Source organism: Nocardioides sp. (assembly GCF_031422975.1).
Taxonomy (GTDB): Bacteria; Actinomycetota; Actinomycetes; order Propionibacteriales; family Nocardioidaceae; genus Nocardioides.
In genome coordinates, this window is the sequence record NZ_JANPEO010000545.1 from 1 (window position 1) to 12,049 (window position 12,049).

At 69.2% G+C, this 12,049-nt stretch carries 9 protein-coding genes; 6 read left to right on the forward strand and 3 right to left on the reverse strand.

What is annotated here, in order from left to right; all coding sequences use genetic code 11:
- The 3 genes from RMO85_RS16200 to pruA form a co-directional block, all read left to right on the forward strand.
- Positions 1 to 289, forward strand: a 289-nt coding sequence (locus RMO85_RS16200) for a WS/DGAT domain-containing protein (protein WP_310529753.1), incomplete at its 5' end; no start/stop codon positions are given.
- Positions 286 to 618, forward strand: a complete 333-nt coding sequence (locus RMO85_RS16205) for a DUF6912 family protein (RefSeq protein WP_310529754.1) — start codon at positions 286 to 288, stop codon at positions 616 to 618. The genes RMO85_RS16200 and RMO85_RS16205, both read left to right, overlap by 4 nt.
- A gap of 9 nt (positions 619 to 627) precedes the next feature.
- Positions 628 to 2,262, forward strand: coding sequence for an L-glutamate gamma-semialdehyde dehydrogenase (gene pruA, locus RMO85_RS16210; RefSeq protein ID WP_310529755.1), 1,635 nt, complete (start codon positions 628 to 630; stop codon positions 2,260 to 2,262).
- 172 nt (positions 2,263 to 2,434) lie between these two features.
- Here the strand turns inward: pruA and RMO85_RS16215 are convergent, their stop codons facing one another.
- Positions 2,435 to 2,923, reverse strand: coding sequence for a DUF2505 domain-containing protein (locus RMO85_RS16215; RefSeq protein ID WP_310529756.1), 489 nt, complete (start codon positions 2,921 to 2,923; stop codon positions 2,435 to 2,437).
- Between the two features lies 1 nt (position 2,924).
- Positions 2,925 to 3,395 carry a DUF2505 domain-containing protein gene (locus RMO85_RS16220; RefSeq protein WP_310529757.1) on the reverse strand — a complete coding sequence of 157 codons (471 nt, stop codon included), beginning with the start codon at positions 3,393 to 3,395 and terminating at the stop codon, positions 2,925 to 2,927.
- Positions 3,396 to 3,519: 124 nt separating this feature from the next.
- On the opposite strand from RMO85_RS16220, the gene RMO85_RS16225 reads away from it, so the two are divergent.
- Together RMO85_RS16225 and RMO85_RS16230 are read left to right on the forward strand one after the other, a co-directional pair.
- Positions 3,520 to 8,436, forward strand: coding sequence for an NAD-glutamate dehydrogenase (locus tag RMO85_RS16225; protein ID WP_310529758.1), 4,917 nt, complete (start codon positions 3,520 to 3,522; stop codon positions 8,434 to 8,436).
- Positions 8,437 to 8,482: 46 nt separating this feature from the next.
- Positions 8,483 to 9,403, forward strand: coding sequence for an SDR family NAD(P)-dependent oxidoreductase (locus RMO85_RS16230; protein WP_310529759.1), 921 nt, complete (start codon positions 8,483 to 8,485; stop codon positions 9,401 to 9,403).
- Positions 9,404 to 9,512: 109 nt separating this feature from the next.
- Here RMO85_RS16230 and RMO85_RS16235 read toward each other — a convergent pair whose 3' ends face one another.
- Positions 9,513 to 10,418, reverse strand: a complete 906-nt coding sequence (locus RMO85_RS16235) for a Ku protein (protein ID WP_310529760.1) — start codon at positions 10,416 to 10,418, stop codon at positions 9,513 to 9,515.
- A gap of 46 nt (positions 10,419 to 10,464) precedes the next feature.
- Here RMO85_RS16235 and RMO85_RS16240 point away from each other — a divergent pair, with 46 nt between their 5' ends.
- Positions 10,465 to 12,042 (forward strand): AMP-binding protein, encoded by a 1,578-nt coding sequence (locus RMO85_RS16240; protein WP_310529761.1) that lies wholly within the window; start codon positions 10,465 to 10,467, stop codon positions 12,040 to 12,042.
- The last annotated feature ends 7 nt before the right edge of the window (positions 12,043 to 12,049 follow it).

Here is a 12,049-nt window from a genome sequence, read left to right on the forward strand (position 1 = left end):
GCGTCCCGGTCCGCAGTTCCCCCTCTACGCCGGCGGTGCCACGATGGTGGAGACCTACCCGGTGCACCCGCTGCTGCCGGGCCACGCCCTGGCGGTCGGGGTCACGTCCTACAACGGCGGAGTGTTCTACGGCATCACCGCCGACCGGGACGCCCTGCCCGACGTCGACATCCTCGGCCAGTGCATCCTCGAGGCGCTCGACGAGCTCAAGGAGTCGGCGAGCGAGACGCGCCAGCGCGCACCGCGGGGTCGGAAGAAGACCTCGCCGACCAAGGCGCCCAAGTCGTGAGGGTCTACCTGCCCCTGACCCTCGCGCTGCTGGCCGAAGCCGACCGGGTCGGCGAGGTGCCCGCGAGCGTGGACAAGCTCGTGGCCGAGGACGAGTCGGAGGCGGCGGAGTACGCCGCACTGATGACCGCCGCCGACGTGTCCGCCGAGCTGATCGACCGACCGGGTCGGCGGGTCGTGCTCGCTGCGGACGTGGTCGAGATGGCGGGCGCCGTACCGAAGAAGGCGTGGGCGGCCGTGCACGTCGACACCGCGGACGACGCCGACCCCGACGACGACCTCGCCTGGTATGCCACCCAGGAAATTTCGGACCTGCTCGCAGGTCGCTAAGGTCGGTCCATGGACGCGATCACTACCCCGCCGGCTCCCATCAACGAGCCCAACCTGACCTACGCCCCCGGCACCCCCGAACGGGCCGAGCTGAAGGCGGAGCTCGCCAGGCTCGAGAGCAAGCAGCACACCCTGCGTGCGCACATCAACGGCAAGAAGCGCAACGGTGGCGGTGCCGAGATCAAGGTCGTGCAGCCGCACGATCACCAGCACGTGCTGGGCACGCTGAAGAACTCGACGACCAAGGATGCCGAGGCAGCGGTCAAGGCCGCGACCGCCGCCGCGCTGCCGTGGCAGCGGATGCCGTTCGACGACAAGTGCTCGATCATTCTCAAGGCAGCCGACCTGCTCGCCGGTCCCTGGCGCCAGCGGAACAACGCCGCCACGATGCTCGGCCAGTCGAAGACGGCCTATCAGGCCGAGATCGACTCCGCGTGCGAGCTGATCGACTTCTGGCGGTTCAACGTCCACTACGCCAAGCAGATCCAGACCGACCAGCCGATCGCCAACAGCCCCGGCATCTGGAACCGCACCGACCACCGCCCGCTCGAGGGCTTCGTCTATGCGATCACGCCGTTCAACTTCACCGCGATCGCCGGCAACCTGCCGACCGCGCCGGCACTGATGGGCAACACCGTCATCTGGAAGCCGTCGCCCACCCAGCAGCTCGCCGCATCGCTGACCATGGAGCTGCTCGAGGAGGCCGGCATGCCGCCCGGTGTCATCAACATGCTGCCGGGCGACGGCCTCGACGTCTCGAAGGTTGCGCTGTCGCACCCCGACCTCGCCGGCATCCACTTCACCGGCTCGACGCCGACGTTCCACCGCCTCTGGAAGAGCGTGGGGGAGAACATCGAACGCTACCGCTCCTACCCGCGGATCGTGGGCGAGACCGGCGGCAAGGACTTCATCGTCGCCCACCCGTCGGCCGACCCCGACGTCGTCCGTGTGGCCATGATGCGTGGCGCCTTCGAGTTCCAGGGCCAGAAGTGCTCGGCGGCTTCGCGTGCGTACGTCGCCAAGTCGGTGTGGGTCAAGATCAAGGACCGGCTCATAGCGGAGACGGACGCCCTGGCGATGGGCGACGTCACCGACTTCTCCAACTTCATGGGCGCCGTGATCGATGACCGCGCCTTCGCCAAGCACAAGGCGGCGATCGCCCGTGCCAAGCGCAACACGCACCTCACCGTGCTGGCGGGCGGCCAGACCGACGACTCGGTCGGCTACTTCGTCCGGCCCACGATCGTGCAGTCCACGGACCCGACGGACCAGATGTTCTCGGATGAGTACTTCGGCCCGATCCTCGCCGTCTACGTCTACGACGACGACCGCTTCGAGCAGGTCGTGGCGCAGATGGAGTCGTTCGCGCCGTACGCCCTGACCGGCGCGATCATCTCGCAGGACCGCGCAGCGATCGCCTGGGCCCAGCGCGAGCTCCGCTTCGCCGCCGGCAACTTCTACATCAACGACAAGCCGACCGGTGCCGTCGTGGGCCAGCAGCCGTTCGGCGGCGGTCGCGCGTCGGGCACCAACGACAAGGCGGGTGCGGCGATCAACCTGCTGCGCTGGACCTCACCGCGCTCGATCAAGGAGACCTTCGTGCCGCCGAAGGACCACCGCTACCCCTACATGGACGCGGAGTGACAGGTCTTCACCTGGGGGCCCTCCACCCCGTCGAGCAGGCGCTGACCCTGGTGTTGGCGTTCGGGCCGTTCGTGCTGCTCGGCCTTGTGGTCTGGCATCGTCGACGCCGGGACCACGCGGAAGGCTGAGAGCCGTCCTCCGGGTCTCGACGGGGCAGGTGGGGGTTCGGTCCTCAGGCGTCGGCCAACCACGTGAGTCCGACCTCGTTCTCGGCACGGTAGGCCTTGGCGAGCAGGCCGGCGATGAGCTCCTCGACCTTGCCGCCGACGAAGGGGATGCTGACCTTCACGGTCAGCACGACGGACTCGACGACGTCGTCGCCGACCTGGGCGAAGTCGTAGGTGCCCGTCATGTCGCCCGGTTTGCCGGGGATCGTCACCAGGACGTCGGCGTGCGTGTCGGTGGTCCAGGTCTCGTCCTGGACGATCGAGATCTCGTCTCCGACGAACTTCCGGGCGAAGCTCGGCACGTGGTCGGTGCCGTGCACGATCTCGATCCGTGCGGTGCTCCCGGCTCCGGTGCCGCGCACGTCGGCGGAGCTGCGCACGGCCCGCTGGTAGGACGCGACCGCCTCGCGGAACTCGGCGTCGCCGAGCATCGCGACGACCTGCTCGATCGTGGCGTGGGGATAGGTCAGCTTCTCGGAGATGGTCTTCGACATGTCAGCGCTCCCCTGCCAGCCACGCGACGCCGACGCCGTGCTCGGTGTCCCAGCCGTCCTTGAGTCGATCAGTGAGGAGCTGCTCGATCTTCTTGCCGACGAGCGGCAGCTTGGCCTTGGCCTCGCCTTCGAAGGTGTCGAGCGTGCCGGCGCCGTCGGCGACGAGGCGGCGCGTGCCGCGGACGGCGATGGGCAGCGGCGGGCTCTCCACCGAGAAGTCCGCCCACTCGCCGTCGTGCCAGTCCTCGGCCTGGATGGCGCGGGTCTTCTCGCCCGCGATGGGCTTGGCGAACGACGGCAGGCCGGTGACCTTCTGGGTCATGTCGATCTTCACGTTCGGCTCCTCGACGCGCACGTCGACCGTGATCGAGCCCTGCGCCCACGTCGCCTTCTCGCGGAACTTCGCATCCATGAGCATGGCGTAGACGTCGGGGAGCGGAGCGTCGTACCTGACGGAGTGGGTGAGCTTCATGGGGCTCATCCTCGTGGCTGGCCACGGTCTTGACCAGCACGTCCACCAGCGCGTCACCGTGAAGTGACCCACCAGTAGCGGGCCGTGTTGTGTGCCTCACAACCCGGCCCCTAGTGTCGGGGGGGTGGTGACGCTCGAGGACGACAAGGCCGAACTGCTCGATCGTGCCGAAGCGGTGGCGCGAGCCTCCAAGGGCACCGGCGGACCGCCGCACGAGCAGGTCGGCGAACTCCTCGACGCCTACTACCGCCACGTCGCTCCCGAGGACCTGTTGGGGCGCAGCCCCGAGGACGTGTACGGCGCACTCGCCAGCCACTACTCGAGCGGCATGTCGCGCCCGCAGGGCACGGCCACGGTTCGGGTGGTCACACCCGGCCCCGTCGACACGGGCTGGTCCGCCGCCGGTCACTCGGTCGTCGAGGTCGTCACCGACGACATGCCGTTCCTCGTCGACTCGGTGACCATGGAGCTGTCCCGACAGGACCACAACGTTCACGTCGTCATCCACCCGCGCTTCGAGATCACCCGCGACATCGCCGGCGGTCTGCAGACCTTGAGCACGATCGCGGACGGCGTCGTCGAGGACGCCGCGTCGGACGCCCTCGAGGAGTCGTGGATGCACGTGGAGATCGACCGCGTCGTGGATGAGGGCGAGGTGGCCGAGATCGTCGACGGCCTGCAGCGAGTGCTGCGAGACGTCCGCGAGACGGTGGAGGACTGGCGCAAGATGTGCGACCGCGCCCTGGCGGTTGTCGACGACATCGAGGCCAACCCGCCGCCGATCGAGGTGAGCGAGATCAAGCAGAGTTGCGACTTCATCCGCTGGCTCGCCGATGACCACTTCACGTTCCTCGGCTACCGCGAGTACCGCCTCGAGTCGGTGGGGGAGGGCCCCGATGAGGAGTGGGGGCTGCGTGCCCTGCCCGGCACCGGCCTCGGCATCCTGCGCGCCGACCAGGACATGTCCTCGTCCTTCGCCAAGCTGCCCGCGCTGGTCAAGGACAAGGCCCGCGAGAAGACTCTGCTGGTGCTGGCCAAGGCCAACTCCCGCGCCACCGTGCACCGCCCGGCCTACCTCGACTACGTCGGCGTGAAGACTTTCGGCGACAACGGCGAGGTCATCGGCGAGCGCCGCTTCCTCGGTCTCTACTCCAGCGCCGCCTACACCGAGTCCGTCACCCGGATCCCGTTGCTGCGGGAGAAGACGAGCAGCGTCATGCGCAAGGTCGGCTTCGATCCACGCAGCCACGCCGGCAAGGCGCTGATGGACACGCTCGAGAACTACCCGCGCGACGAGCTGTTCCACACGCCCGCCGACGAGCTCGCCGCGACCGTCGAGTCGGTGATGTTCGCGCGTGCCCGTCGCCAGCCCCGCCTCTTCGCCCGCCGCGACACCTACGGCCGCTACGTCTCCGTGCTGGTCTACCTCCCGCGCGACCGCTACAACACCACCGTCCGCGAGCGCTTCGCCCAGATCCTCAAGGACCGGCTCAACGGCGAGAGCGTCGAGTTCACTGCCCGGGTCAACGAGGCCACGACCGCCCGCGTCCACTTCGTCGTGCACCCGGCCAAGGGCCAGACGATCCCCGACTTCGACGTGGCCGACCTCGAGCGCCGCATGGTCGAGGCCGCCCGGTCCTGGCGCGACGACTTCACCAGCGCCGTCATCGCGGTGTACGGCGAGGAGCGGGGCGCGCGCCTGGCGCGCACGTGGTCCGAGTCGTTCCCGGAGGCATACAAGGAGGACTTCAACCCCCGCACGGGTGCCGCCGACCTCGGTCGGCTGGAGGCCATCGAGGGTGAGGAGGGCATCGATCTCGCACTGTTCGAGCAGGTCGACGCCGGTCGCGGCGAAGCCCGCCTGAAGGTGTTCCGGGTCGGCCCGCCGCTGTCGTTGAGCGAAGTCCGGCCGATGCTCTCCTCGTTGGGTGTCGAGGTGGTCGACGAACGCCCCTACGAGCTCGACGGCCTCGGTCGACAGTCGTACATCTACGAATTCGGCCTGCGCTACGGGCGACAGCTGCCCGACAGCGCCCGCAGGCTCTTCGCGGACGCGCTCCGCGCGGTGTGGGACGGCTACAACGAGACCGACGGCTTCAACGCGCTCGTGCTCGGTGCAGGTCTGACGTGGCGTCAGGCCACCGTGCTCCGCGCCTACGCGAAATACATGAAGCAGGGCAACTCGCCGTTCGCCCTCGACTACATCGAGGGCGCGTTGCGCAGCAACGTCGACATCACCCGGCTGCTCGTGGACCTCTTCGAGGCCCGTTTCGATCCCGGCAAGGGGGACCTCCCCGGCGACGCCGAGGCCCGCACCGCGCGGATCGAGGTCGTCGAGGAGAAGCTCGCCCGGGCTCTCGACGACGTGGTCAGCCTCGACCACGACCGCATCCTCCGGTCCTACCTCACCCACATCCGCAGCACCCTGCGCACCAACTACTTCCAGACGACCAACAAGCAGAGCCAGCCCGCGGTGTCACATCAGTACATCTCCTTCAAGCTCGAGCCGTCGGCGATCCCCGACCTGCCCGAGCCGCGACCCCGCTTCGAGATCTTCGTCTACTCGCCTCGGGTCGAGGGCGTGCACCTGCGCTTCGGCGCCGTCGCGCGCGGTGGCCTGCGCTGGTCGGATCGTCGCGACGACTTCCGCACCGAGGTGCTCGGGCTGGTCAAGGCCCAGATGGTCAAGAACACGGTGATCGTGCCCGTGGGAGCCAAGGGCGGGTTCTTCTGCAAGCAGCTGCCCGACGCCGGCAACCGCGACGCGTGGCTGGCCGAGGGCGTCGCCTGCTACACGACCTTCATCTCCGGTCTGCTCGACATCACCGACAATCTCGTCGACGGCCCCGACGGCACCGTCGTGGTGCCTCCCTCCGGTGTCGTGCGCCACGACGGCGACGACACCTACCTCGTGGTCGCGGCCGACAAGGGCACCGCGACCTTCTCCGACATCGCCAACGGCGTCGCCAAGGACTACGGCTTCTGGCTCGGCGACGCGTTCGCGTCCGGCGGCTCGGTGGGCTACGACCACAAGGCCATGGGCATCACCGCGCGCGGTGCCTGGGTCTCGGTGCAGCGGCACTTCCGCGAGCGGGGCATCGACTGCCAGACCGAGGACTTCACCGCCGTCGGTATCGGCGACATGTCCGGTGACGTGTTCGGCAACGGCATGCTGTGCTCCGAGCACACCCGTCTCGTGGCGGCCTTCGACCACCGCGACATCTTCATCGACCCCGCCCCCGACGCCGCGGTGTCCTTCGCCGAGCGCAAGCGGCTCTTCGACCTTCCGCGCTCCTCGTGGCAGGACTACGACAAGAAGCTGATCTCCACCGGCGGTGGCGTCTGGTCGCGGTCGCTGAAGTCCATCTCGATCTCGGCCGAGGTACGCCGTGCGCTGGGCCTGGCAGATGACGTCCTCAAGCTCACCCCGGCCGAGCTGATGCGGGCCGTGCTGCTCGCACCGGTCGACCTGCTGTGGAACGGCGGCATCGGCACCTACGTGAAGTCCGCCGCCGAGGTCAGCGCCGACGCCGGCGACAAGGCCAACGACGCGATCCGTGTGAACGGCGGGGACCTGCGCGCACGCTGTGTTGGTGAGGGCGGCAACCTCGGGCTCACCCAGCTCGGCCGGATCGAGTATGCCCGCGAGGGCTGTGGCGGTGAGGGCGGTCGGATCAACACCGACTTCATCGACAACTCGGCCGGCGTCGACACCTCCGACCACGAGGTCAACATCAAGATCCTGCTCGACAAGGTGGTCGCCGCTGGCGACATGACCGAGAAGCAGCGCAACACGTTGCTGGCCGAGATGACCGACGAGGTCGCTGCGCTGGTCCTGCGTGACAACTACGAGCAGAACCTCGCCCTGGCCAACGCCGTGTCCCACGCCGTACCCCTCCTCCACGTGCACGAGGACTGGATGAAGGACCTGGAGCGTCGCGGGGTCCTCAACCGCGAGCTCGAGGCGCTGCCGACGTCGAGGCAGGTTCGCAGCCTCCTCGACCGCGGTCAGGGACTGTCGGTGCCGGAGCTGGCGGTGTTGTTGTCGTGGACCAAGATCGTGCTCGCCGACGAGCTGCTCGCCTCCGACCTGCCGGACGACCCCTACCTCCGTGAGGATCTGCTGGGCTACTTCCCCTCCCGGATGCAGGCCGACCACGTGCCGGCGATGGAGGTGCACCCGCTGCGCCGCGAGATCATCGTGACCCAGGTGGTCAACGACCTGGTCAACGGCGCGGGCCTGACCTTCATCCCGCGGCTCGCGGGTGAGACCGGCTCCAGCGTTGCCGACCTGACCCGGGCCAACTTCGTGGCGCGCGAGATCTTCGGGTCGCTGGCACTGCGCGAGGAGATCGCGTCGTACGACAACCAGGTGCCCGCCGAGCGCCAGACGCGGATGCGGATCGAGATGCGCACGCTCGTGGAGCGGGCCTCGCGCTGGCTGGTCAACAACCGCCGCCCCCCGCTCGACTCGGTGGCGACGGTGGAGTTCTTCCAGGGCCGCGTCCAGTCGGTGCTGGCAGCGCTGCCCGAACTGATGAGCGGTCAGGAGCTCGACGACTTCATCGGTCGCCGCGACCGGCTCACCCACGCCGGGGTTCCCGACGAGCTGGCCACGCGCGTCGCCGTCCTCGCTCCGGCCTATGCGCTCCTCGGGATCGTCGAGACCGCGGAGAGCCTGGACCTGGACCCGGTCAACGTCGCCCGCGTGCACTTCGCCCTGGGGGAGCGGCTCGGCCTGCCGGCGCTGGTCGAGCGCATCTTCGCGCTGCCGCGGCAGGACCGCTGGCAGACGATGGCGAGGGCGGCCGTCCGCGACGACCTCTACGCCGTGCACCAGCAGCTCACGGCGACGGTGCTCTCCTCGACGTCGGCCGAGGACACCGCGCCCGCGCGATGCGCGGAGTGGGAAGGAGCCGATCCCGAGCTCATCGCTCGCGCGGCCGCGACGCTGGAGGAGATCTGCCGAGACGACGCCGCCGACCTGGCGCGGCTCTCGGTCGGACTGCGTGTGGTGCGAGGCCTGCTCGCGACGACCTGAGGCCCGGGGGTCTGCGGTCGCCCGGTCCGTTGGCTAACCTGCGGAAGTGAGCCTGCTTCTCCAGACCCCTGTCGCCGCGCTGTCGCGCCTGCACCGGACCCTGCGCCCGGGCACGCCGAGCCCACTGATGGGCGCCACCGTCCTGATCACCGGCGCCTCGTCGGGGATCGGCGAACACACGGCGTACGCCGCAGCAGCCCGTGGCGCGCACGTCCTGCTCGTGGCCCGACGCGCCGAGGAACTGGACCGCGTCTCGGCCGAGATCGTCGCCCGCGGCGGCCGCGCGACGACGTACCCCCTCGACCTCACCGACGGGGAGGCGGTCGACGCACTCGTCGAGCAGCTGTTGACCCGGCACGGCGCCGTCGACTACCTCGTCAACAACGCCGGCCGCTCGATCCGCCGCTCCCTCGAGCTCAGCGAAGACCGCTTCCACGACTTCGAGCGGATGATGGCGGTCAACTTCTTCGGGCCCGTCCGGCTCACGATGGGACTGCTGCCCACCATGCGCCAGCAGAAGTTCGGGCACGTGGTCAACATCGTCACCTGGGGCAACCAGATCAAGGCACCGAAGTTCGCGGCCTACATCGCCTCCAAGACCGCGCTCGACGTCTTCGGCCGGATCATGGGTCGCGAGGCGTTCTTCGACAACGTCACCTGCACCAACGTCCGCGTGTCGCTGGTCGCCACCGACATGATCGGCCCGACCGAGGCCTATGCCGGTCGCCGGGCCGAGAGCCCCGAGCACTGCGCCGAGCGGATCGTCCGCGCCCTCGAGGACCGGCCGATCACCGTCGACGGTCTCATCGGCACGATCAGCGAGGTCTTCAACCTCGTCAGCCCGCGGCTGGCCGACTTCGTCTTCGCCGAGATGTCGCGTCGCGTGCCCGACTCGGCCGCGGCGCGAGCATCCGTGCCGCTGCCGGCGCCCGACGCGCCCACCGGCGCCGGAACGGGTGCTTCCTGATCGCGTGAGCCCGATCAAGTTCGCCGTCCTCGCAGCGTTTCTCCTGCGTCATCGACGGTGCGGCCACCAAGGCACGACGGCTCATGCGGCTGACGTATCCGGACGTCGGTCAGCTCGCCTTCTTGGCGGCCCTCGCCGGCGCCTTCTTGGCGGCCTTCTTCGCCGGCGCCTTGTCGGCGGTCTGCTCTGCCTCGGTGTCGTCCTCCGACGACGCCGCAGGAGCCTCGCCGCGCGCCGACTTCGCAGCCGCGACCGACTTCTGGAGCGCCGCGAGCAGGTCGACGACCTCGCCGGACGACCTCGTGGAGGTGGCGGTCTTCTTGACCTCGCCGCCCTCGATCTTGGTCTTCACCAGCGACTCGACGGCCCCGGCGTAGTCGTCCTCGAACTCGGACGGGTCGAAGTCGCCGGCCAGCGTCTCGACGAGCAGGTGCGCCATCTTGACCTCGGAGTCCTTGACGTCGCCGGCCTCGATCGTGAAGTCGGGCTGACGGACCTCGTCGGGCCACATCATGGTCTGGAGGACGATCACGTCGTCGCCGTCGTCCGAGGGCCGCACCCGCAGCACCGCGATCGAGGTCCGCTGACGCAGCGCGACCGTCACGACGGCCATCCGATCGGCGTCCTTGAGTGCCTGGCGCAACAGGGCGTAGGGCTTGGCGCCGGACTTCTCGGGCTCGAGGTAGTAGGACTTCTCGAACAGCATCGGGTCGATCTGGTCGCTCGGCACGAACTTCTCGACGGCGATCTCGCGCGACGAGGTCGACGGCAGCTCGGCGAGGTCGTCGTCGGTGAGGATGACCATCTCGCCGTCCTCGGTCTCATAGCCCTTGGCGATGTCGGAGTAGGGAACCTCCTCGCCGTCGATCGAGCAGACGCGTTGGTACTTGATCCGCCCGCCGTCCTTGGCATGGACCTGGCGGAAAGAGACGTCATGGGACTCGGTGGCCGAATAGAGCTTCACCGGCACGTTCACGAGACCGAACGAGACAGAGCCCTTCCAGATGGCGCGCATGAACAAACCGTAGACCTACAACGCGTTCCCATAGGAGGCTGGGCGGGTGACCGATTCCGCGCCGCCGCGACCGCTGACCCTGCCCGACGTGCTCGAGGCGATGGCGGACGAGGTCGGCGATCGCCGCTTCGTGGAGACCATCGATGCGGCGTACACCTATGCGCAGATCGACGAGCGCGCCAACCGTCTTGCCAACCACCTGCTGGCGCAGGGGATCGGCCACGGGGACCACGTCGCGGTGCACGCGCACAACCGGATCGAGTGGATCGACGCGTTCTTCGGCGCCCTCAAGATCGGCGCGGTGCCGGTCAACATCAACTACAAGTACCTCCGCGACGAGCTCGCCCACGTCTACGACGACGCCGACTGCGTCGCTGCCGTGATCGCGCCCGACTACGTCGACGTCGCCGGCGACCTGCTGACCTCGTTGAGGCACGTCCTGGTCATGGATGAGTCGTACGCCGCCGCGATGGCCGCCGCCGGCGGCGAGCGCCCCGACGTCGACCGCACCGGCGACGACCACTACGTCATCTACACCGGCGGCACGACCGGGTCGCCCAAGGGTGTGGTCTGGCGCCAGGCCGACCTGATCCGGGCCGCCCTCAACGCCGCGCGCTACGGCGCCCCCATCGAGTCCGTCGAGGCCCTCGCCAGCGAGGCCGCGGCCACCGAGAACCCGATGGTGCTGATGGCCTGTGGGCCGCTGATGCACGGCGGCAGCCAGTGGATCATGGGCAACGCCCTGATCAGCGGGCAGCGGATCGCGTTCTACACCGAGCCCAGCTTCGACGCCGAGCGCGTCCTCGACCTCGCCGCCAAGTCGCGCACGGTGTCGCTGGCGATGCTCGGCGACGCGATGGCCCGCCCGATCGCCGAGGCGGTGCTGGCCGAGCCGGAGCGGTGGGACCTCAGCGCACTGGCGGCGGTCTCCAACGGCGCGGCGCCGCTGTCCCTCGCCGTGCGCGAGGAGATCCGGGCGGCCTTCCCGGGCAAGTTCATCCTGGACTCGTACGGCGCCTCCGAGTCGGGCGCCACCGGGTCGTCCTTCGACACGGGCGACGGCGACGGCTCGGCCCGCTTCGGCGTCACCGACGAGGTGCAGGTCTTCACGCCCGACCTCACGCCGGCGGCCGTGGGGGAGCGCGGGATGCTCGGTCGGTCCGGACCGATCCCGATCGGCTACTACAAGGACGAGACCAGGACGGCGTCCACCTTCAAGGAGATCGACGGCGTCCGGTGGGTCCTTCCCGGAGACTTCGCCCGGCGCGAGGAGGACGGCACCGTGACCGTGCTCGGTCGTGGGTCGGTGTGCATCAACACCGGCGGCGAGAAGGTCCACCCCGAGGAGGTCGAGGCGGTCCTGCTGCGCCACGCGGGCGTCTTCGACGCGGTCGTGGTCGGCACGCCCCACGAGCACTGGGGCCAGCAGGTGACGGCGCTGGTGCACCGGCGCGACGGCGTGGAGCTCACGGAGGCCGACCTGATCGCGCACGCGCACTCGCTGATCGCCAACTACAAGGTGCCCAAGCAGATCTTCTTCGTCGAGGCGGTCCCGCGCACGCCGGTCAGCAAGGTGGACTACCCGGCCGCCACAGCACAGGCTCGTCGGCTCACCGGCTCCTGACACACTG

Coding starts and splice junctions, on each gene's coding strand:
- RMO85_RS16215 (WP_310529756.1), bottom strand. CDS start 2,923: ATGTCGAAGACCATCTCCGAGAAGCTGACCTATCCCCACGCCACGATC.
- RMO85_RS16235 (WP_310529760.1), bottom strand. CDS start 10,418: ATGCGCGCCATCTGGAAGGGCTCTGTCTCGTTCGGTCTCGTGAACGTG.
- pruA (WP_310529755.1), top strand. CDS start 628: ATGGACGCGATCACTACCCCGCCGGCTCCCATCAACGAGCCCAACCTG.
- RMO85_RS16220 (WP_310529757.1), bottom strand. CDS start 3,395: ATGAAGCTCACCCACTCCGTCAGGTACGACGCTCCGCTCCCCGACGTC.